The 22,727-nt window shown below is 39.8% G+C and carries 21 protein-coding genes; 13 read left to right on the forward strand and 8 right to left on the reverse strand.

The window, feature by feature from the left end; translation table 11 throughout:
- Window positions 1-89: 89 nt before the first annotated feature.
- Together B9T30_RS00215 and B9T30_RS00220 are read right to left on the reverse strand one after the other, a co-directional pair.
- Window positions 90-455 (reverse strand): endonuclease domain-containing protein, encoded by a 366-nt coding sequence (locus B9T30_RS00215; RefSeq protein WP_086183262.1) that lies wholly within the window; start codon window positions 453-455, stop codon window positions 90-92.
- A 210-nt stretch (window positions 456-665) separates the two neighbouring features.
- Window positions 666-1,727, reverse strand: a complete 1,062-nt coding sequence (locus B9T30_RS00220) for a molecular chaperone DnaJ (protein WP_086183263.1) — start codon at window positions 1,725-1,727, stop codon at window positions 666-668.
- 175 nt (window positions 1,728-1,902) lie between these two features.
- Between B9T30_RS00220 and B9T30_RS00225 the strand changes: the two genes are divergently transcribed.
- The 7 genes from B9T30_RS00225 to B9T30_RS00255 all read left to right on the forward strand — a co-directional run bounded on the left by B9T30_RS00225 (window position 1,903) and on the right by B9T30_RS00255 (window position 9,637).
- Window positions 1,903-2,433 (forward strand): hypothetical protein, encoded by a 531-nt coding sequence (locus B9T30_RS00225; protein ID WP_086183264.1) that lies wholly within the window; start codon window positions 1,903-1,905, stop codon window positions 2,431-2,433.
- A 203-nt stretch (window positions 2,434-2,636) separates the two neighbouring features.
- Complete coding sequence (locus B9T30_RS00230) at window positions 2,637-3,806, forward strand: sterol desaturase family protein (protein WP_086183265.1); 1,170 nt, start codon at window positions 2,637-2,639, stop codon at window positions 3,804-3,806.
- Window positions 3,807-4,625: 819 nt separating this feature from the next.
- Window positions 4,626-5,567, forward strand: coding sequence for a transporter substrate-binding domain-containing protein (locus B9T30_RS00235; protein ID WP_086183266.1), 942 nt, complete (start codon window positions 4,626-4,628; stop codon window positions 5,565-5,567).
- Between the two features lie 67 nt (window positions 5,568-5,634).
- A complete protein-coding gene (locus B9T30_RS00240; protein ID WP_086183267.1) occupies window positions 5,635-6,378 on the forward strand; it encodes an amino acid ABC transporter permease in 744 nt (247 codons plus the stop codon).
- A complete protein-coding gene (locus B9T30_RS00245; protein ID WP_086183268.1) occupies window positions 6,378-7,061 on the forward strand; it encodes an ABC transporter permease subunit in 684 nt (227 codons plus the stop codon). The genes B9T30_RS00240 and B9T30_RS00245 overlap by 1 nt, the downstream gene beginning before the upstream one ends.
- Window positions 7,062-7,075: 14 nt before the next feature.
- Complete coding sequence (locus B9T30_RS00250) at window positions 7,076-7,801, forward strand: amino acid ABC transporter ATP-binding protein (protein ID WP_171065358.1); 726 nt, start codon at window positions 7,076-7,078, stop codon at window positions 7,799-7,801.
- 648 nt (window positions 7,802-8,449) lie between these two features.
- A complete protein-coding gene (locus B9T30_RS00255) occupies window positions 8,450-9,637 on the forward strand; it encodes an ammonium transporter (RefSeq protein WP_086183269.1) in 1,188 nt (395 codons plus the stop codon).
- A gap of 114 nt (window positions 9,638-9,751) precedes the next feature.
- Here B9T30_RS00255 and B9T30_RS00260 read toward each other — a convergent pair whose 3' ends face one another.
- Window positions 9,752-10,438: an HAD family hydrolase gene (locus B9T30_RS00260; RefSeq protein WP_086183270.1), complete on the reverse strand. Its 687-nt coding sequence runs from the start codon at window positions 10,436-10,438 to the stop codon at window positions 9,752-9,754.
- 214 nt (window positions 10,439-10,652) lie between these two features.
- Here B9T30_RS00260 and B9T30_RS00265 point away from each other — a divergent pair, with 214 nt between their 5' ends.
- Complete coding sequence (locus B9T30_RS00265) at window positions 10,653-11,336, forward strand: phosphatase PAP2 family protein (RefSeq protein WP_086183271.1); 684 nt, start codon at window positions 10,653-10,655, stop codon at window positions 11,334-11,336.
- Between the two features lie 23 nt (window positions 11,337-11,359).
- On the opposite strand, the gene B9T30_RS00270 is transcribed toward B9T30_RS00265, so the two are convergent.
- From B9T30_RS00270 to B9T30_RS00290, 5 genes are all read right to left on the reverse strand, one after another.
- A complete protein-coding gene (locus tag B9T30_RS00270) occupies window positions 11,360-12,664 on the reverse strand; it encodes a sensor histidine kinase (RefSeq protein ID WP_171264107.1) in 1,305 nt (434 codons plus the stop codon).
- Window positions 12,665-12,682: 18 nt separating this feature from the next.
- The gene (locus tag B9T30_RS00275) at window positions 12,683-13,360 is read right to left on the reverse strand and encodes a response regulator transcription factor (protein ID WP_086183273.1); all 678 of its coding nucleotides are present in this window, start codon (window positions 13,358-13,360) and stop codon (window positions 12,683-12,685) included.
- Between the two features lie 10 nt (window positions 13,361-13,370).
- A complete protein-coding gene (locus B9T30_RS00280; RefSeq protein ID WP_086183274.1) occupies window positions 13,371-15,029 on the reverse strand; it encodes a phosphoethanolamine transferase in 1,659 nt (552 codons plus the stop codon).
- A gap of 141 nt (window positions 15,030-15,170) precedes the next feature.
- Complete coding sequence (locus B9T30_RS00285) at window positions 15,171-16,277, reverse strand: porin (RefSeq protein ID WP_086183275.1); 1,107 nt, start codon at window positions 16,275-16,277, stop codon at window positions 15,171-15,173.
- A gap of 262 nt (window positions 16,278-16,539) precedes the next feature.
- On the reverse strand, window positions 16,540-17,787 hold the full coding sequence (locus B9T30_RS00290; protein ID WP_086183276.1) for an MFS transporter: 1,248 nt from the start codon (window positions 17,785-17,787) through the stop codon (window positions 16,540-16,542).
- A gap of 144 nt (window positions 17,788-17,931) precedes the next feature.
- Between B9T30_RS00290 and B9T30_RS00295 the strand changes: the two genes are divergently transcribed.
- From B9T30_RS00295 to putP, 5 genes are all read left to right on the forward strand, one after another.
- A complete protein-coding gene (locus B9T30_RS00295) occupies window positions 17,932-18,555 on the forward strand; it encodes a lysophospholipid acyltransferase family protein (RefSeq protein WP_086183277.1) in 624 nt (207 codons plus the stop codon).
- Window positions 18,556-18,624: 69 nt separating this feature from the next.
- On the forward strand, window positions 18,625-19,542 hold the full coding sequence (locus tag B9T30_RS00300; protein WP_086183278.1) for a patatin-like phospholipase family protein: 918 nt from the start codon (window positions 18,625-18,627) through the stop codon (window positions 19,540-19,542).
- Between the two features lie 99 nt (window positions 19,543-19,641).
- Complete coding sequence (locus tag B9T30_RS00305; protein WP_086164381.1) at window positions 19,642-20,115, forward strand: NfeD family protein; 474 nt, start codon at window positions 19,642-19,644, stop codon at window positions 20,113-20,115.
- Window positions 20,116-20,129: 14 nt separating this feature from the next.
- Window positions 20,130-20,984, forward strand: coding sequence for an SPFH domain-containing protein (locus tag B9T30_RS00310; RefSeq protein ID WP_067723944.1), 855 nt, complete (start codon window positions 20,130-20,132; stop codon window positions 20,982-20,984).
- Between the two features lie 182 nt (window positions 20,985-21,166).
- On the forward strand, window positions 21,167-22,657 hold the full coding sequence (gene putP / locus B9T30_RS00315; protein WP_086183279.1) for a sodium/proline symporter PutP: 1,491 nt from the start codon (window positions 21,167-21,169) through the stop codon (window positions 22,655-22,657).
- Window positions 22,658-22,727 lie beyond the last annotated feature (70 nt).

A 22,727-nucleotide genomic window follows, 5' to 3' on the forward strand; every position in this document is an offset into this window, starting at 1 on the left:
CCATAAAGCTAAGCCTTTGCTTTTCCGCTTTTAACTATTGCTTCACCCCCTCATCCCCCACCTTCTCCCAAAGGGAGAAGGTGCTTTCATTACATATCACCTTTCAGCTTATTGCACACCTGCCACAAATCTTCCAAAACCACATCCATCCGATTTAACACATCATTATTCCAATACCTCATAACTATCAACCCCAAAGCCTCTAAAAATTGAGTTCGTTCTGCATCATATTCGATACCATCATCTGTACCGTGCTGACTACCATCTAGTTCAACAACCAAACCCAATTCATGGCAATAAAAATCCACAATATAAGGTTTTATCACATGCTGACGGCGAAATTTTAGATTCATGAATCGCTTAGCACGTAAAAGTTGCCACATTAAATTTTCAGCATCAGTGGCATTGTGTCGCATGGTTTTAGCGAATTCTAATAATTGTGGGTCTAATTTCATTTTTATCCTCTTTTTATTATTCGAACACCCTCACCCCAACCCTCTCCCTGAGGGAGAGGGAGAATCCTTTGTGAATTTTAATAATTACTTGATACGCAATGAAGTTCCCTCTCCTGAGCAAGTTTTAAAGCACTGCTTTAAAACGAAGCGCAAGTGATGAGCATCCTCAAAATATATTTTGAGTGCGCAAGCAAGAGGTAATTTTAAAAATCACAAAACCCCATTTTCCAACAACATCTCCAATCCTTTCAACTTGCTCATATATTTAAGCCGTTCTTTTTCCCATTTCACTTGCTGTTTTAATTCAACACAATCCGCGTCTAACTTCTTATACAGATCAGCAATTTGTATTGGATTTGAGGACTTTTTAACTTTCAATTTCGCTTGTTTCATCCAATTCAATGACTCAATAATCTCTTCAATTTGAGCATCTAACTGCTGTTTTTGCGCATCTAAAGCCAGCTTATAAAACTTCACTTGTTCATTACTCAAACCTTTTTGAGCCACTCCTCTATTCTGCTCCACCTGTATTTGCAGTTTCAGCAAATAAAATAAATCCTGCTTCTCATAAGCTGCGTTGGCATGTTGCAGCATCTCGGTTTTTTCGACTTTCAGCTGTTCATCTTGCTCACGGTCAGGGTGAATAATAGACGCAATTTTTAAATACACTGTTTTGAGTGATTGCTCCGCCATTTTTTGCGCTTGCTCACGTTTTTGTTTTTGTCTACTTAACCTGTGTTGTTCACGTTCTACTTCATGTTGCTGTTCATCATATTCGTAGCCATCTAAATCAACTTCCACTTGCTCATACTCTAAGTGCTGCTCATAGGTTTCCGTCGAATCATGACTTTCAATCGTTGCCTTTTTCTTATTCTTTTTAGCTTGATTATGTTCTGCATGTTGTTGGTAAAATTCATCAATTTGAACAACTTTAATCTTCTGTTGTTCAGACAGCACTTGAGAGTTTTTTAGCAGTTTTGCTAGATTTCTAATTTTATCATCCAGCTGTGCAATATCCGCTTTTGAAAATTCATGTACTTGCAAGCAACTCCATAACTGTTCAAGTTGCTGAAACAGTATGTTATGCAATTCACTATAGATGGGAACAAGGGTTTTACGTGCCTGTTGCTGAATTTCGGCTTGAGCTTTTTGCCACGCTGCCAGTTGTATTTTTTGCTGTTCAATTTGCTCAATCAGCCGATTTAACTTTTTTTGTTGTGGTGATAAATTTTGCGAATCTTGCTGCACACTGAGTTTTAAATCGAACGACATAGAAAAATTAAGCAAAAGAAAAACGATATCAATAATAACATTCCATCAGCGCAAAGCTAATGATGCTTTTATAAAGCCAACGGCATAACTTTACTGATTATCAAAAATTGCCCTTCATTAAAAGATGAATCCAACATAGACTAGAGTCAATACAACAAAAATTCATGAGGAAAATATGGCACTTACACAAGCCAGTCTTATTTTTAATCAGGAACTTGCCGCTTGGGTACAAGCCATCGGTTCAGTCATTGCAATCTTTGTTGCTGTTGCCGTTCCCCTGCATTTTGACCGCAAGCAGCGTTTATATGAACAGCAAACACTGAAAAACCAAAAACAAAAGTTTTTTATTACCCTATTGCCTACACTTTACCAACTTCGCAATAGCACATTTGCCTTTCTTCAACAGTTTCAGCACCAACAAAAAAGTGAAATAGATGCCATCAAAACATTAGAGTCCGAATATTTAAACCTGATTCCTGTCTTTGCCAAAGAACTACATATTTTTGTGCACAGTAATATTTACGATGAACAATTAAATCAGCTGGCTTTTGAACTGTTCCATTCCGAAGAAATTTTATCGCAACATTTAAGGCTACCTTCTGAACAAAAATGGATTGAGCATCAACAGAATTTAATTCAACATGCGCAGCAAATTGACCAGTTCACCTCAAAAATCATTCAAAAAATAGAAACCAACTATTCTTAAACCATAACCGAATAAGAGCACTACCATCTAAAAATAATTTTGATTTACAGCCACGTATGATGTCTTTTTATATAGACCATCTGCTATAGGGTGCTGACCACTATCCAGCTTAATCATCGACCACCTTTATGAGAATTTTTACATCCTTGATCAATTTTTGTTAACATTCACAGCATAGACAATAATAAATTTTGATATTCACAATGACTGATCAGCTTAGAGCCAAATTCGAAAACCTAGAACTAAATGCTGGACTCGGTAAAATCAGCGCCTTTATTTCTGTGTCTACAGCTTTTCTCTGCTTATTTGGCGCATTGTGCTTCTTATTTCCCAGCGTGCTGACCACACCAGAGCTTCGACCACTGTATACACAGCATTATGATGCGTTTTATTTTAGTCTGATGCTTGGCATTGTGATCAGTGCAGGCTTTGGTGCATTCAGTGCCATTGCCCGTCAAAACCGCTATGGTTTTTATGGTCTCTGCCTTGCATTAATTGCTGCTGTTCTGGGCTGTGGCGTGATTAAAGCGCCTGTGCTGCCCAGTCTGCCTTTCTATGCAGGCTTCGACTACTTTGTGCTGACACTGTTTATTCTGGCTTTGGTCTTTATTCCGCTGGAAGGCTTTTTTGCCAAAAATCCCGAACAGAAAATTCTACGTGTCGGTTGGGTAACCGATATGAAATACTTCATGTTTAGCCATGTCGGTATTCAGCTGTTCAGTTTTTTAACCGTCATGCCTATTCAGTATTGGATTACCCATATTCCAAATAATCCAATTGTCCCTCTGGTACAAGCGCAGCCCATTTGGCTACAGTTTATTGAGTTGCTAATTGTGGTGGATTTCACCAGTTATTGGCTGCACCGCGCCATGCATGAGGTCAATTTCCTATGGCGTTTTCATGCCATTCATCACTCGACGGAACATATGGATTGGCTGGCATCTTCACGCCTACATATTGTAGAAGTGCTAATGACGCGATTTATCGCCACTTTGCCAATTTTTCTTTTAGGCTTTCACACTTCAGCGGTGTTTGCTTATTTAATCTTTATTTCTTTTCATGCCATTTTTATTCATTCCAATGTCCGTTTTCGTTTTCCTTATCTGCGCTGGATCATTGCCACACCTGAATTTCACCATTGGCATCATTCTTCTGAAAAGCCAGCTATTGATAAAAATTATGCAGCATTTATTCCGCTTTACGATGTCATTTTTAAAAGTGTGTATATGCCCAATCACCTTGCTAGTGTGTATGGCACCGTCGGTTATAACATTCCAAACAGCTTTGTGAAGCAATTTACTTGGCCCTTTAAACGATATGTAAACCGCATGAAAAAACGTTTTGGCAATTCATCTGAGATTAAAAAAGATTAATTAACAGCCCTGCTGACGAGGTAATGCCAGTCAGTTAAGAAATTTTTTAATCCTCCCCAACCCTCCTTTTTCAAAGGAGGGAGTATTTTGAATTCAGAATAGCCTTTAATTCAAAAGCATTCTCCTCTTTTGTAAAGATAAGAAGCATTGCTTCGCAAGAGGCGAGATTTATCAATCAGTAAAAATGAAATTAAGCTTAACTAATCAGCATTACTACAAACTAGGGGCTTTTGTATTTTCTATACGCTGGATCAACATTTGTGGCTTCAAGAAGGTAAAACATTTCTAGCTATATCTTTAATTTTTAGCTCTTTAAGCATGCCAAGTACAGCCTAAAAAAATTAGCCCAAATCCATTCCCTCTTACAGTTTTTTTTGTACAGGTCATTATAAATATTCAAATGTCATTTCATCTGACAAAATTGGCATCATCCAAACAATTCTCAATATTCAATAAAAAATATATTTCAGCGATTTACCATTCATCCTACTGCTGTATTTTTTAGAAAATTAGCCCTATTGGGCATACTACCTTTATCTTTTGTCTAAGCTGAACTTAAAAATGAATATAGCTGGCATGTATTGTGCTGTACTTTTATCGTAATTTACTGTTCATAAAAACTGTTTAAATCCTAAAGAGTTACCGTTAACAAAACCGCAAAAAAATTTACTTGAGCAATCCCTCAAATCTCGCTTAAGATGAATTCGATGTGTTTTTTTACACAGACAAAAAAGCCTGATGGATTCAGGCGCTGATTGACGGTTCATCAGTAACAATGACAGCAAATGATAATGAAAAACACAAAATGGAGTTTTATACATGACACAGAAACGCACCATGACCTCTCTACTTTGTGCAAGCGCGCTCATGCTTGGACTCAGTGCTTGTAGCGATAATAAAGCACCAGCATCGGGCGAAAAACCTGCTGGAGATGCCAGTACTTCTGGCACACTCGATAAAATTAAAAAATCGGGCACCATTGTACTGGGTTATCGAGACTCATCTATTCCGTTCTCTTATATTGCCGACAACCCAACCCAACCAGTTGGCTATGCACATGACTTACAAATGAAAGTGGTTGAAGCACTGAAAAAAGATCTGAATATGCCAGATTTAAAAGTGCGCTATAACCTTGTCACCAGTCAAAATCGAATTCCATTGGTTTCAAACGGAACAGTTGACCTTGAATGTGGTTCAACCACCAACAACAAAGAACGCCAACAACAAGTTGATTTCTCTGTGGGTTATTTTGAAGTCGGTTCGCGTCTACTCACTGCAAAAGATTCTGGAGTGAAAGATTTTGCAGATTTAAAAGGCAAAAAACTGGTCACCACAGCAGGAACAACATCTGAGCGTTATATCCGTCAGCACGAAAAAGAGTTAGGTATTGGCGAAATTATTTCTGCCAAAGACCATGCAGAATCTTTCTTGATGTTGCAAAACGGTCGTGCCGCCGCATTTATGATGGATGATATTTTACTTGCAGGTGAAAAATCCAAAGCCGCTGAGCCAAACAAATGGGACATTGTCGGGACTGCGCCTATCCACGAAATTTATGGCTGTATGTTACGTAAAGGTGACACCAGCTTTAAACAGGTGGTTGATAGTGCCATCAAAGCCACCTACAGTTCTGGTGAAATTAACAAAATGTATGAAAAATGGTTCCAGCAACCGATTCCACCAAAAAATATTAACCTAAACTTCCCAATGTCAGAACAATTGAAAGCACTGATCAGCACACCGCATGATCGCGATCAATAATCCTTAAAAAATAACATTCAGCATCGGGCAGAAGGGATTCTTTGCTCGATGCTTATCGGGAGTTGCTATGAATTATAGTTGGAATTGGGGCGTTTTGTGGCAATCCACAGGGATCGGTGATAGCACCTACTTAAGCTGGGTTTTAATTGGTCTCGGTTGGTTATTGGTCATTGCTATTGTGGCATGGAGCATTGCGATGGTGCTCGGAAGTATTCTCGGCATCATGCGTACCTTACCCAATCAAACTGCCCGTACCATTGGTACAGCCTATGTCACCATTTTCCGTAATGTTCCCTTATTGATTCAATTATTTATCTGGTTTTATGTGGTTCCCAACTTTTTACCCAGCGGCATTCGTGATTGGTGGATTAATGACTTAAGTGCCAATACCACAGCACTAATTTCTGCCAGTGTCGGTCTTGGACTCTTTACCGCTGCACGAGTTTGTGAACAGGTACGCACAGGGATTGAAGCCTTACCGCAAGGACAGATTAATGCAGGTTATGCAATGGGATTCAATACGACACAGCTTTATCGCTATGTTGTTTTACCCCAGTCTTTTCGCACCATCTTGCCGCCCCTAAGTTCAGAGTTAACCAACTGTGTCAAAAACACCTCGGTTGCATCACTGGTCGGTGTGGCTGAAATTATTTCACAGATGAAAACCATCAGTGAATACACCCAAAATACCATCGAAATTTATACTTACGTCACCCTCATTTTCATTGTGATTAATGTCTGTTTAATTACCTTAATGACTTTGCTAGAAAAACGTTTGCATGTCCCTGGTTTAATTGCAGGAGCTAAATAATGGAATGGCTAACTGCATTTTTCAATGATTTTCAAAACTCTGCACCTGCGCTATGGCATGGTTTCAGCATTACCTTAAAAGTTGTGGTCATTGCGACCATTGGTGGTATTTTTATTGGTACGCTACTGGCTTTAATGCGTTTATCTTCCAGTAAAGTGCTGAACTTTATCGCGCAAGGCTATGTGAACCTGTTTCGTTCCATTCCTTTGCTCTTGGTCTTGATGTGGTTCTATTTTGCAGTCCCTTTTTTGTATACTGCAATCACAGGGAATTACCTGACTATTGATACAGCATTGGTCTCAAGTACTGTGGCATTTATGCTGTTTGAAGCAGCTTACTTTTCTGAAATTGTCCGTGCTGGTATTCAGTCTATTCCACGTGGGCAATCTGCTGCGGCTTCAGCTTTAGGCATGAGCTATGGACAATCCATGCGCTTAATCATCTTGCCTCAAGCTTTTCGTAAAATGACGCCCTTACTGCTACAACAAACCATTATTTTATTCCAAGATTCAACCATGGTGTATGCCATCGGTTTATTAGACTTTTTCAGAACCAACTATGTCCGTGGTGACCTCATGTCGCTACTGACTCAATACATTTTATTTGCAGGATTGGTGTATTTCACCATTAGTATTTTGGCAACCTATGCCGTTAAGAAATTACAAAGAAGGTTACGCGTATGAATGATAACAAAGTGATGATCGACATTCAGAACGTGAGTAAATGGTACGACAAATTTCAGGTACTCACAGAGTGTAATACGCAAATCCATCAAGGTGAAGTTGTGGTGGTCTGTGGTCCTTCTGGTTCAGGAAAATCGACCCTAATTAAAACAGTGAATGGTCTAGAAGCCTTTCAGCAAGGCAATATTGTGGTGGATGGCATTTCCATCAAAGACCCCAAAACCAATTTAAACCAATTACGCAGCCGTGTGGGTATGGTGTTTCAGCATTTTGAACTGTTTCCACATTTAACCATTACTGAAAATTTAACCATTGCCCAAATTAAAGTCTTGGGACGTTCTGAAGCAGAAGCCAAGAAAAAAGGCTTAGCTTATTTAGACCGTGTTGGACTCAGTGCTCAAGCCGATAAATTCCCTGCCCAACTTTCAGGCGGACAACAGCAGCGTGTTGCCATTGCTCGTGCTTTAAGTATGGACCCAATTGCCATGCTGTTTGATGAACCGACTTCTGCACTTGATCCTGAAATGATTAACGAAGTGCTGGATGTGATGGTGGGTCTGGCCAAAGAAGGTATGACCATGATGTGTGTAACACATGAAATGGGCTTTGCGCGTCAGGTTGCCAATCGGGTGATCTTTATGGATCAAGGGAAAATTGTCGAAGATTGTACCAAGAATGAATTCTTTAATAGCCAACGTGGCGAACGTGCTCAGCAATTCCTAAATAAAATTTTGCATTAAAGCGAAAGGTATTCAAAAAAGCAGATCGAAGGGTCTGCTTTTTTATTGTGCGTCTATAATTGGCAAGCTAACAGTGTATTACTGAATTCTATAAAATGGATAATGATGCGCCATTCACCTTAAAAGACACATCGTTGTTGTCTCGGTATTCCATTTTTTAATGATTCATTACAGCATACTTTTATAAATTCGATCATTTCACCACTAGGTTTTCTCGCTTCCCTCTTTTTTGGTTACATTGAGAAATCAAAATAATTTTTTAAATGCACCATAATGGATGATCAAAACTACTAAAACAGCCTCATCAAAATGCATTTTTAGATCTTATTTTTTAATTATTTTTATCTTTTGAATAATTTTTTTCAACTGACAGCATTCAGATTTAAAAAAACTTTAGATTGAACCAAACTAAGTTTTAAAATTTTATTATTAATATTCAATATCTTATAAAAACACTCTTCTGTTAAAAATGCTCCAAAAAAATGCATAAACACCAATATGGTGCACAACCTTGCTTTATATCGAGTCTTGTTATTTTTTAGCACAGCTTAATCAAAATTTCCCTTTCTCGAACATCTTCACGAAAACCATCACATCGTTATACTAAACTTCTTTTTGTGAATTAACGCACTAGAATGGGGCTATAAAATGCAAAATACAGATTTACTCTTTCTCCTTCTTGGTGCAGTTTTAGTTTTAGCCATGCATGCAGGTTTTGCATTCTTGGAACTTGGCACTGTGCGCCATAAAAACCAAGTCAATGCGCTCAGTAAAATTTTGACGGATTTTGCCCTGTCTGCCATCGCTTACTTTTTTGTGGGTTATTATATTGCCTATGGACAACATTTTTTCCATATGGGCGCAACCTTAGCCGCAGATCATGGCTATAACCTGATGCGCTGTTTCTTTCTCCTGACTTTTGCCGCTGCTATTCCGGCCATTATTTCAGGGGGTATTGCCGAGCGTGCCAAAATGCGCTCCCAAGCAATTGCAACTTTATTGTTAGTGGCATTAATTTACCCTTTCTTTGAAGGGATTGTATGGAATGGAAATTTTGGGCTACAAAAATGGTTAGAAACCACTTTTGGTGCCAGTTTCCATGATTTTGCAGGTTCTATCGTGGTTCATGCGATGGGGGGATGGATTGCCTTAGTCGCTGTGATTTTACTCGGTGCCCGTCATGGTCGCTATAAAAAAGATGGTCGTGTGAGTGCACACCCACCATCTTCCATTCCTTTTTTAGCACTGGGCTCATGGATTTTAATTGTCGGTTGGTTCGGTTTTAACGTGATGAGCGCACAGCGTCTCGATGCAATTTCAGGTTTAGTCGCGATCAATTCATTGATGGCGATGGTCGGTGGCACTATTGCGGCAAACTTTATGGGTAAAAATGACCCAGGCTTTTTACACAATGGCCCATTGGCGGGTTTAGTGGCAATTTGTGCAGGTTCTGATGTGGTGCATCCTGTTGGGGCGCTTATAATTGGAGCAGTTGCAGGCATGATCTTTGTGAAACTCTTTACCTACACTCAAAATAAACTTAAAGTTGACGATGTACTCGGTGTTTGGCCACTACATGGTATCTGCGGTACACTGGGCGGCTTAGCTGTTGGACTTTTTGGTCAAAAATGGCTTGGTGGACTGGGTGGTGTTTCCATGATTTCTCAAATGATAGGTACTCTGCTTGCAATCGGGATTGCACTTGCTGGCGGCTTTCTGGTTTATGGTACACTTAAACTCACCATGGGTATTCGTTTATCACAAGAAGATGAATTTCGTGGTGCGGACTTATCCATCCATAAAATTTCAGCCAATTCAGAAGATGCGATGTTTTAAATCCTATTTTGATTTTCAGCGCGACTCGAAAGAGTCGCTTTTTTTTGCCTCTGTCAATGCAAAAATTAGTGCCACAAGCATCCAAACAAGCACATAAAGACCAAAAAATAAAACCTATAAAAACTGCTTAATCTCCGCTAAATTTTGAATCCTGTTTATCGGGCGATGTTCACCAACATCATGAAAACCTTCCAACCAGATTGCAGTCATTCCAGCAGCGGTTGCACCTTGTATATCATTTATCGGATGATCACCAATATAAAGACACTGTTGTACAGAAATGCCCAATTGATGGCTGGTATGTAGAAAAATCTCAGGATTCGGTTTGCTAATACCGAGCAAACCAGAACTGACAATTTCATCAAAATAATGACCAAAACCCAAACCTTGTAAAATGCTTAACCGTGTTGCATGCCCTCCATTCGAAATTACTGCCAGTTTGTAACCACGTTGCTTTAATTCGGTTAATAATTTTTTTGCACCCAGCATCGCCACTGCCGAAAGGCCAAATTGCTGAAACCAAAATTGTGATAATTCATCCAAATTGGGCAAACTGTGCCATCTCAATTCTTGCTGTAACGCATACGCCACAGAAGCAGCAATACTCGGGTGAGTTAAGTCTTCTTTTTTAGGGTAGCCACCATGATCAATACGGCGAATAATCGACTGAATTTGATTGCTATCACCCTGCTGTAATTGGTGTTGATAGTGATCCGCCAAATGCTGACTATAAGCGGCAATACTTTGATCACGATGAGTTAAAGTATTATCAAGATCAAACAAGACTGCACGAATTGTCATTTTAAAAATCTACGCAAATTTTATGGGCTAATGTAGCACCGAAAATATCTTTGATTATGCTGTTTCCTAAATATGCTTATGACAATTCGATACAACCTAAATCGAGTGTAGCAGTACTTGCCTCATGCTTTAGCCAAGCCATCCAGTCAGCACTTAAGTCTCAATTAAGTTTTTGTTGTTGTAATAACACAAATAAAATCCATTGATCTTTTCTATGCACGACAAGCAACGCTTCACTCTTTATCAAGGCTGCTTTTTGGTCATGAGCTTCTGCATACTTTGGGTATGCTTTCCTATCGGCGGTTCACTCGATCTTGCCTTGATTGCCCCATGGGTCAATAAATCAGGACAGTTTTTATTACGAGATAACTGGTATTTGGCCGAGCTAAATCATCGCTATGTTAAAGATCTGTTGATTTTGCTCTATGCCAGTTTTTTGGCTCTATGGTTGGCCTCTTTCAAATTTGAAAGCAAAAAATCGCTACGTTGGACTTATGGCTATTTCTTTTGTATGGTCATTCTTTCGACCTCAATGATTGGACTATTAAAATCCCAATCCGCCCATGCCTGCCCGTGGAATACCACTATTCCTACACCTCAAGGTTTCTTTTGGGACTTTTCTACCACCACGGGTCACTGTTTCCCAGGTGGACATGCCTCAACAGGCTTTGCGCTCATGGCTGGATATTTTGTCTTTCGCCGATCAAATAAAAAGCGTGCTTATTTTTTTCTATTCTCGGGCTTGATTCTTGGTTTTGCTATGGGTTGGGCACAGATGATGCGAGGCGCACATTTTCTCAGTCATAATTTGTGGACAGCATGGATTATTTGGTTAATAAATGTCATCTTTTATCTCTTTTATAATCAAAAATTTAACATTATCCAAGAGCAATCCTAAGCATTCACTTTGTGAAGCAAACGCTATAGTGGTAATTGTACATTGACCTGTAAGCCGCCCAAACTCGCACTTTGAGTAAAAGAAATGCTGCCGCCCAATCGTTCGGTGGCTTTATCGACAATCGATAAACCCAAACCACTGCCTATTTCTAAGTGATGATGGACCCGATAAAAACGTTTCAGAATTTTCTCATGTAATTCAGGGGCAATACCCGGCCCACTATCTTCAATTTGAATTATGGCAGAACCTGCTTGTTCAAATACAGATACGTTAATCATCCCTTGATTGGGGGTATATTTAATCGCGTTATCAATCAAATTAAAGATAATCGAATGTACCGCTGATTCTTGACTGTGCAGCACAATATGGTCTTGGCGCTCCATACCTAAATCAATTTCTTTTTGCATCGCCAAATGAATCAATTGCTCGACACAATTTGCCGCAACATGATTGAGTAAAAACTGCTGTTTCGTCTCGATCTCTAAAATTGAAGCATCTTGTTTTGCCAAATTGAGTAACTGACTGATCAAATGCTGAATACGGATTAATCCTTTACTTAAATTCTGTAAATCTGAATTGTCAGGAAGTTGTTTTAGTAAAATTTGCATTTGTAAATTTAAGGCGGTGATGGGCGTGCGTAGTTCATGTGCTGCATCGGCAATAAATTGGCGCTGTTCTTGTTGTGACTGTGAAATACGCTCAAACAAATAGTTCATTTCAATAATGGTTGGCACAATTTCAATAGGATAATGATTAAATTGGATTGCACTTAATTCATCTGAATCTCGATGTGCGACTTCCTCTTTGAAATCATCTAAAGGCTGTAAACTGCGACTAATAATCCAGCTTAAGCCCCAAATCACAAAAGGCATAAACAGCAAATAAGGAATAAACATACTGCCTGCAAGTTCTAAGGCCAAATGCTGTCGTGTCGATTGTTGCTGACTGACTTGAATCTGATAATGCTTTAAAGGTAAAACATAAGTCCGCCAAGTGCCTTGTGCCGTTTGATGGGTATAAAATCCTGCTTTTTGTACAGGATGTACCAATAAATTTAAGGCATGATTTTTATGCTCTTGGTTGGCATAAGACCAAACATCCACAAATAAATCTTCTTCATGGTAATGCTTGGCTTGATCAAAGTGACTTTTAATTGGTTCAGGATCATGCATGGCGATGCGTTCGGCTAAATTTTGCATCTGTGCATCTAAAATTTCATCAATTTCTTCGAGTGAAATCCGATACGCAAAAAAGACCAGTAAACAACCTAAGGCGATACTAAAAATAGAAATATAAATGATCAGACGTTTTTTTAATGAATACTGCAATTGCACCAGTTGCTGACCTTATAGTTGTCCAAGTCGATAGCCTAATCCACGAATGGTTCGAATAAAATCTTTACCGAGTTTAGCGCGTAAATGATGAACATACACCTCAATGGTATTGCTGCTAATTTCACTATCAAGGTCATATAATTTATCTTCTAAATTCGCTTTGGAAAATATCTTATTCGGATGGCTGACCAAAGGAATCAGAATCGCCCATTCACGATTAGACAGATCAATATATTGCCCCTTATATTTGGCAATATGCTGTTCGACATCCAAGACCAAATCGGCATAACGTAAAACTTGTGGGCTGTCGTGTAGCGCCAATTCTGCCCCACTACGGCGTAACAAAGCATGAATACGTGCCAATAACTCATCAAACTCATACGGTTTAATCAGATAATCATCAGCTCCCTGATTCAAACCATCGACACGGTTTTGCAATTGGTCACGGGCAGAAATAATCAGCACAGGTAAAGCAGGCCATTGTTGTCGAATTTGTTTTAACACTTGCATACCATCCATCATGGGTAAGCCTAGGTCAAGCAAAACAATATTAAACTTCTCTTGGCTTAACCTTTTTAAACCATCAATGCCATTATTCACCCATTCCACATCATATTGCTGATATTTCAATAAAGTCATGCTTGATTCAGCAATCATAAAATCATCTTCAATCATTAATATTTTATTCATGCTTTTAAACTCACGCCTTTGTTTTCAATTGACATTGCTGCAACATATTATTTTTTTCATCAATGACTTGTGTTTTTACATCCAATAAGCTGAGCAAACTTGGAAACAAATTATCTTGACTCAATTCTTTGCTTTTTTGTTGGGCTAAGCAAGTCATTTGCGCGGAGTTTTGTTTGCTCCATTCCGTTGAAAACCACATCAGCATTGGAATATGGGTCTGCTGTGTGGGTGCAATCGCATAAGGCGCACCATGTAAATACATACCACTTTCGCCCGTCGATTCACCATGATCGGATAAATACCAAAAACCCGTTTGAAACATGCTATTGGCTTTGAGTTGCTGAATCAGTGAACTTAAAACATGGTCGGTATAGACAATTGAATTATCATAACTATTGAGCAGTTCTGTACTGCTACAGCCTTGAATGGCATTGCTATCACAACTCGGTTTAAAGGGCTGAAAAGCAGCTGTTGAACGTTGGTAATAGGCGGGGCCATGACTGCCCATTTGGTGCAATACAATCAGGCGCGGTGTCTTGTCGGTTTTAGGAATACTGGCAAGGTAAGCTTTTAAACTATCGAGCAAAATTTCATCATGACATTCACCATCTTTGCTACACCATTGGTCTTTAATTTGCTGTGGAATTTGATACTGTTCAACACGATCACAAGCCCCTTTACAACCTGAATTGTTATCAATCCAAGTCACTTTATAACCTGCACGTTGTGCAATATCGAGTAGCCCTTCGCGGTGACTGGCAAGCTGTTCATCATAATTTGCACGTGGCATGCCTGAAAACATACACGGTACTGAAACAGCTGTTGCTGTACCACATGAACTGACATTGTTGAAATTGATAATATCCAATTTAGATAATTCAGGATTGGTATTTTTAGCATAACCATTTAAAGAAAAACTTTCTGCACGCGCCGTTTCACCCACCACCAAAACCATCAATTTCGGTTTCTGCTGCGTGCCAACTTGCTCGAGTAAATGTGCATCTTCACCATAAGTCACTAAAGGTAAATTTTCCTTCGGTGTTTTCTTTTTATAATATGAAGCAAAAGATGAAATCATGTTTTGTGGTGAAATCATGCTCTTTAAATCACGATGTTCACGAAAAATTGCAGCGTAATCAACATAAAAAATAAATAATAGCCCACCCATCATGACCAAAGACAGTACAGAAGCCAGCGCTTTTTTCCAGAGTTGACGAACGATAGGCTCTGGCTTAATTTTGACCATTAAAGCCACAATTATCGGCAAGACAATCATCCCTAAAGTCCACAGCACCAAATGCCATGACCACGTATCACGTGCTTCAGAGGCATCCGTTTGCATCAAATTTTGAATTTGATCTGGGGTAATGAGTACGCCCAAAGAAGTCACGGCATAAGAAGCAAAACCGCCAATAAACAGCAGCGCAATCGTAATGGGCTTCGCTGTCCATTTCCAATTCAAAAGCTGAAAGATAAAATAATATAGCGCCACAATGACCAGTACCGTCGCCCCTAAAAATAAATAGGCTTTCGGACCTTGATAAGGCGTCAAACTCTGAATTTTTTGAAAAAAGGCCAAATTCAGCGCTACCCCCAACCAAATTGCGAGCAATAAATTAAAATAGCTTAAGGAAATTGGCTTAATTTTATTTCTTATTTGGACAAACATATTGAGCATCATTTTATCGCTAATCTTTTTTACTGATACTTTAATGTAAAACGCTAAACTTAAAAATGACTTAAATAAAAAAAGTGATGTAAACACCACATTTTTATTCACTTAAAATCAGTAACATAAATTAAATACTGATTAAAATTTAAATTCTAAACCTGTTCCTACCACAGGCTGCTTTGTTTCAGCATCAGCACGTTCAAGGGCTAAATAACCTGCATAACCATAAGCTTTCACTTGTTTATTAAATGCATAATCTACGCCTGCAAAAATTTGTTCGGCATCCAAATCTGCGGTCGCATTTTTAAAACTGGTGCTATTTTGACTATATTGGGCTTTTACTGTCCACGCTTTAGCCGTTGGAAGATTATATTCTGCACCCACGAGCCAACCTTGAGCATCATCAATAAATTCTGCCCCCACTGCATTGCCTTCGGCTTGTTCTACTTCTGACGTTTGATACAGGGCTTTAAGCGCCAAACCACCCTGTAAATTCACCCGACCAATGGCACGAATGGTATTCGCGGCAGCAAATAATGAACCACCTGTGACTTCTGGCTCTGAAGCATTGACAAAACCACGTCCAAGGAAGTTACTTGGAATTGCTTTATCATAAGCAATACCTGCAATTACGGCAGGACTTTCATACGCCACGGAAGCCGACCATGCATCACCTAAACCGCGACCTGCTGTCTTCACCACACCATTGTCCGATTTAATTGCACTGGCTTCACCCGTCGCCAATAATGCATTGACTTTAATTGCACCTGTAGGCAAGGCAATTGCAGGCGACTCATAAACCACAGCATTTGCGACACGGTTTTCACCAGTGAAAATACCACTGACATCTGCTTTATTTGCCACATAGTTATTGAAGGTATCAACCACGCTTGAAAATTGTTTTAATGGCGTGTCATGTGCACCAACTTTTAAAGTCCCCAATTGACGATCTTTTAAACCGACAAAACGGTTACGTTTAGCCCAGTCAGCCCCTTCACCATCGGCATTAAATGCCCACTCAATCGCATAAACTGCATTTAAGCGTTCAGTGAGCTTTTCTTCCCCTTTAATTCCGATAAAAGAACTATTTGAGCTTAATTCCCAAACATCACGGTCGGACTTGGTCGCATTATCTTCAGGTAAATAATCTAAACTTGCATCAATTTCACCATACAAGGTAGGTGCTGCAAATGTAGATCCGGCCAATAACGTTAAAGCGATTGCTGCTGCAATTTTGGTTTTCATGTATCAATACCCCTAAACTATTCTGTAACAGATGTTACTGTTTAGAAATATTTTAAAAAATGATTTAAATTTTATTAACTTATCTTATTTAATCATTAGATTTTTAATGCATATTAAATTGAATTAAAAAACTTTTACCCTATTTATTATTTGAATGAATTAATTTTAAGCAATTGAAAAACAAAATATTTTCACCATTTTTCCAATCTTTCAAAAATCAGATGAGCAGCGATATAATCGCTCTAAAATTTAACCCGTCAAATTATGAAATACTCTTTTTCCACTTAAGGATAGGCAACAAACACATCAGCGCCAACAAGGTTATAAAGGCTAAATAATCGGCATAACCCCATAGATCACCGAATATACCACTCAGGCTATACAGTCCCCCACTCACCGTTGCAAGCAGTGCCACCTGAAAAGTAAAATCTGTGCCGGCCAAATGTTTACGGCTATATTGCATCACTAAAGTCAGCATAATGACCAATAACATGGCTGAAATCATATCTTCGAAGGCATTAATCAAATAAATGATCCACGTCTCGATTTGACGTTTTGCTTCATACTGAAAAGCTAACCATGTGTAGGCAGCCAAACTCAAAATTTTTAGTACAGAAAAACTCAAGAGCGCATTTGCACGAGACATATATTTCAGGCTAATACCTGCAATACCTGCCCCAATGAGTGCAGCCAATGCGCCCAGCATGGTCACATAAATGCCAATTTGTGAAAATGTCAGCCCCAGATCAATCATTAACGGTTTCAGTAAAGGGCCAGACAAACCATCGGCTATTTTAAAGGTCATCAGTACCATCAGCCATAAAAAAAGATGACGGGTTTGATGAAAATAAGACACATAATCTTTAACTTTGCTCCAGCTAAATAGCGCTTGATCGGTCACAGGCTGAGAAGTTTTGAAGCGCGTCGGTTCTTTAAAACATAGAATGGGCAAAGTATTTAACAGCACAAGTCCTGCCAAAACTAAAAAAGTATTTTGCCAATCCAACCCATCCAACGCCCATAAAATAGCACCACCACCGACAATAAAACCTAAGCGTGAACCCACCACTTGAAAGGTATTGCCCCAATGTTGCTGTTCATTTTTAAGCAGATTCACCGCTAAGCCATCGGTGGCAATATCTTGTGTTGCACCCACCACATTCATACTGAGCAAAGCCACAAAAAAAGCCAACAAATACGCGGGTTGATTTAAAGCCTGTATGGGTAAAAAGGATAAAGCGATCAGCACGATCACACTCAAAAGCTGAGTCGGAATAATCCAGCTCCGATAATGTCCAAAGGCTGAATAGCCAAAATGATCGACCAATGGTGCCCAAAAAATTTTAATTGACCACGGCAACATCAACAGTCCAAAACCACCAATATGTGCCAATGACACGCCTTGCGCACGTAAAATGACAGGTAAAGCATGCGTCATAAAACCGACAGGTAAGCCTTGTGCCCAATATAAAGAGAACAACAACAAATAAATGTGACGTGTAGTTGGCATAGTCTGGCCTTATGATCAAACCGAGATGATGATTGTTATCAAGCCAGCAGAAGTATGCTTTACATTTTGACAATGAATCTTATTTTACAAAAGCTTAACATATTTAAAATGCGATACAGTTTTGTCAAGAAGAAGAAAAAGACTATGGACAAATATTTTCCAACCTTACCCGATCAGGTTCCTGCTCGCGGTAACTGCTTAAGCCGAAATATTTTTAAAAACCTATTTCTTGCCCAAGGCTGGAATTTTAAAGGTGAATTTCCAAATCTGCCTAAAGCAGTCGCCATTATTTCTCCGCATACCTCAAATATTGATGCGTGGTATGGGTTTACCGCATTGCTCGGACTGGGCATTAAAATTACCATTTTTGGCAAGCATACTTTATTTAAAACACCTTTGAAGCCATTACTCAACTGGATTGGCGTTATTCCTGTACAACGCAATGCACAGCAAGGCTTAACCCAGCAAATTATTGACTTCATCAATACTCAAGCGCAAATTTGGGTTGGCATGGCACCTGAAGGAACACGTAAACGGGCGGAGACCATTAAAAGTGGCTTTTATCGTATTGCTGTCGGTGCGCAGATTCCCATTGTGATGTTTTCTTTTGATTATGCGCACAAGACCATTCATTGCTTAGGTGTGTTTCAACCCACTGGTGATTATGAATCCGATTTAGAACAGATCTTAAATCTGTATATTGGTAAATTTTCCCCAAAAAACCCGAATTGGTTAGCCAGACCGTTACAAAATCGTATAAAAAAATAGCTAGTTAAAATGATCATTATCTGATCTCATACGCGCAACTTTTTGTCTATTTGATATCCAATCCCAACTATGAAATTTGTGTCCTATGCTTTAATTGGTCTACTTGGACTCAGCCTGATGGGCTGCGATAAAGCTGTAAAAACCCAACCACAAACGACCAGCTTAAAAGCACGTGAACCTGTGATTGCTATTGCGCTGGGTGGCGGTGGTGCCAAGGGTTTTGCCCATATTGGGGTACTGAAAGTTTTAGAGTCACATGGCATTAAACCTAAAATTGTCACAGGTACTAGTGCGGGTAGTTTTGTCGGCAGTATTTATGCCAGTGGTAAAACACCGTTCCAGTTACAACAAATTGCCCTGAACTTAAAAGAAGCCGATATTCGTGATTTAACCTTAAACAGCCAAGGCATTGTACAAGGTCAAAAGTTGCAAAACTATGTCAACAAGCACATTGCCAACAAACCAATTGAACAATTCCCCATTCGCTTTGCAGCGGTGGCAACCCGTTTAGACAATGGGCGTAAAGCTGAGTTTATTAAAGGCAATGCTGGTCAAGCCGTTCGTGCATCATGCAGTATCCCGAATGTATTCGTCCCTGCCACGATTGGTGGAACCAAATATGTGGATGGCGGTTTGGTCAGCCCAATTCCAGTCAAAACGGCGAAAGCAATGGGCGCTGATATTGTCATTGCAGTCGATATTTCTGCACGTCCCGTTGGGGATAAGCCACTGAATATGTGGGGCTTACTGGATCAAACCATTAATATTATGGGTCAACAAAGCATTAATGAAGAGCTGAGTCAGGCCAATATTGTCATTCAACCGAAAGTGGGACATTTAGGCACTTTGGACTTAAAAGCCAGCAATCAGTCCATCCTTGAAGGTGAAAAAGCAGCACAACTGAAAATTCGTGCCATTGAAAAGGCAATTACTGACTTCAAAAAATCTCCAGCCGCATTCAAACCTGCACCAAAAGCTAAAATATAAAAAAGATCCTTTTTTAATATTCAAAGACTTATTCATCTGCTAAATTGATATAGACACTTAAGTTATCTATATCAATTTTTACAATACACGAGTAGATGTATGGAATTTGCTTTCGAACCTTGGCATTGGTTTGTATTGGGTGTTGCACTGATGCTCTCTGAATTGGTACTGCCCGCTTTTGCTGCACTATGGTTTGGCATTGCAGCCATCATGGTGGGTGTTTTATTCTGGATGTTCCCGATGATGGGCTTCACCACCCAACTCGTCACTTGGATTATCTTATCCATCCTTTGCACTTTACTTTGGTTTAAATTTATTAAGCCCCTTTCAACCGATAAAACCAAAGCCGGTTTATCGCGTGAAGCGACCATCGGTCAAGTCGGCATGGTCATTCAAACCCATATGGAACACGATTTAATTACGGTACGTTTCCCCATGCCTGTTTTAGGCTCTGACGAATGGAACTGCCGTGCTTTAGCACCCGTTCAGGTGGGTGATCGTGTACGCGTGGTCGATATTCTCGGCAATGATCTCGTGGTTAAACCACACAATTCACACAATGAAAATATATAAAGTGAGGAAATAACATGTCTGGTGGATCTATTATTGTTTTAGCCATCTTGGTTTTTGCAGGTGTCACCATTTTTAAAGGTGTGCGCATTGTTCCCCAAGGTTATAAATGGATTGTACAACGTCTAGGTAAATACCATACTACCCTGACGCCGGGTCTCAATTTTGTCATTCCTTATGTGGATGAAGTGGCTTATAAAGTCACCACCAAAGACATCGTGATGGATATTCCCTCTCAAGAAGTGATCACCCGTGATAACGCCGTTTTACTGATGAATGCCATGGCATATATCAATATTACCACACCAGAAAAAGCGGTTTACGGCATTGAAAATTATACTTGGGCCATTCAAAACCTAGTACAAACTTCACTGCGTTCTATTGTCGGTGAAATGGATTTAGATGATGCTTTGTCATCCCGTGATCATATTAAAGCAAAATTAAAAGCGGCTATTTCTGATGACATTTCAGATTGGGGCATTACACTCAAAACCGTTGAAATTCAAGATATTCAACCATCAAGCACCATGCAATCCGCGATGGAAGCGCAAGCTGCGGCTGAACGTCAGCGCCGTGCCACGGTAACCAAAGCAGATGGTGAAAAACAAGCGGCAATTTTAGAAGCCGATGGTCGTTTAGAGGCTTCACGTCGTGATGCAGAAGCGCAAGTGGTCTTGGCTGAGTCATCGCAACGTGCTATTGAAATGATCACTTCAGCGGTCGGTGATAAAGAAGTTCCCGTTGCTTACTTGCTCGGTGAACAATATGTGAAAGCCATGCAAGAAATGGCCAAATCCAACAATGCTAAAACGGTGGTATTGCCTGCCGATATCATGAATACCATTCGTGGTGTGATGGGGCGTAATCCATAATACTTCCCAATTTTTCTAACCAATAGACAGCATCCGCTGTCTATTTTTATTTCAGTTGCGAAAAACTCTGCAATCATTGTGAAATTATGATTAAATTTCGCGTTATTTTTTTGAAATTATTTGTGCTTTTTATTTAAAAGCCTGTATTTCGATCTGCTGTCCACCGTGTAAATGGATACCGTATGAGCTCCCTAAATCCGACCTTAATTACCTTTCTTTTTTATATTGTCGCCATGATTGTGATTGGCCTCATGGCTTATCGCGCGACAAGCAACTTCTCTGATTACATTTTGGGGGGTCGACGTTTAGGTAGTTTCGTCACAGCGCTCTCTGCGGGTGCTTCAGATATGAGTGGTTGGTTACTCATGGGACTGCCGGGTGCAATTTATCTTTCAGGTTTATCTGAAATATGGATTGCCATTGGCTTAATTATTGGTGCATGGCTGAACTGGCTACTGGTTGCTGGACGTTTGCGTGTTCATACCGAAGTGCAACACAATGCCTTGACCTTGCCCGATTATTTTTCCAATCGTTTTAACGATCAAAAGAAAATTTTACGTATTGCTTCTGCTTTCATTATTTTGATTTTCTTTGCAATTTACTGTGCTTCAGGCATGGTTGCAGGCGCACGTTTATTTGAAAGCATGTTTGATCTTTCTTACAGTACGGCACTGTGGATTAGTGCCATTGCCACCATCAGTTATGTATTTATTGGCGGTTTCTTGGCGGTCAGTTGGACGGATACCATTCAAGCTGGCCTAATGATTTTTGCTTTGTTGCTCACCCCTGTCGTTGTGGTGTTAAGCTTTGCCGATATCAATCAAATGACTTTGGCACTTGAAGCCGCACGCCCACAAGCCATGAATGTCATGGGTGATTTAAGCTTTGTGGCCATTATTTCATTATTGGCTTGGGGTTTAGGCTACTTTGGTCAACCGCATATTCTGGTGCGTTTTATGGCGGCAGATTCGGTCAAATCGATTCCGAATGCACGCCGTATTGGTATGACGTGGATGATCCTTTGTTTGGGCGGCGCGGTTGCTGCGGGCTTCTTTGGGATCGCTTACTTCCAACAACACCCTGAACTTGCAGGTGCAGTAACAGCAAATCCAGAAACCGTATTTATGGAACTGACCAAAATCCTGTTTAATCCATGGATTGCAGGCATTGTATTGGCCGCGATTTTAGCTGCGGTGATGAGTACCCTCAGTTGCCAGTTATTGGTCTGTTCAAGTACATTAACCGAAGATTTTTACAAATCATTTTTACGCAAAAATGCCTCACAAAAAGAACTGGTCTGGATTGGTCGATTAATGGTGTTACTGATTGCACTACTGGCAATTTGGATGGCAGGAAACCCTGAATCTAAAGTTTTAGGCTTGGTTTCTTATGCTTGGGCTGGTTTTGGCGCTGCATTTGGCCCACTGATTATTCTTTCCTTATTCTGGCGTCGCATGACTTTAAATGGTGCACTGACAGGCATGCTGGTCGGTGCTGTTGTGGTTATTTTATGGAAGAATATGTTCAGTGACACAGGTCTTTATGAAATTATTCCAGGCTTTATTTGCTCAATTATTACGATTGTCGTGGTGAGCTTATTGGGTAAAGCACCATCTGAAGAAATCACGACGCGTTTCGACCAAGGTGAGCGCTTATACAAAGATGCTCAATAGTTTGACCTCAAAATAAGCCCATAAAAAAGAGGACTTGATGTCCTCTTTTTTTATTCATTAGTTTTATACT

Origin of the sequence: Acinetobacter sp. ANC 4973 (assembly GCF_002135275.1) — a bacterium.
In the GTDB taxonomy this organism is placed as follows: Bacteria; Pseudomonadota; Gammaproteobacteria; order Pseudomonadales; family Moraxellaceae; genus Acinetobacter; species Acinetobacter kyonggiensis.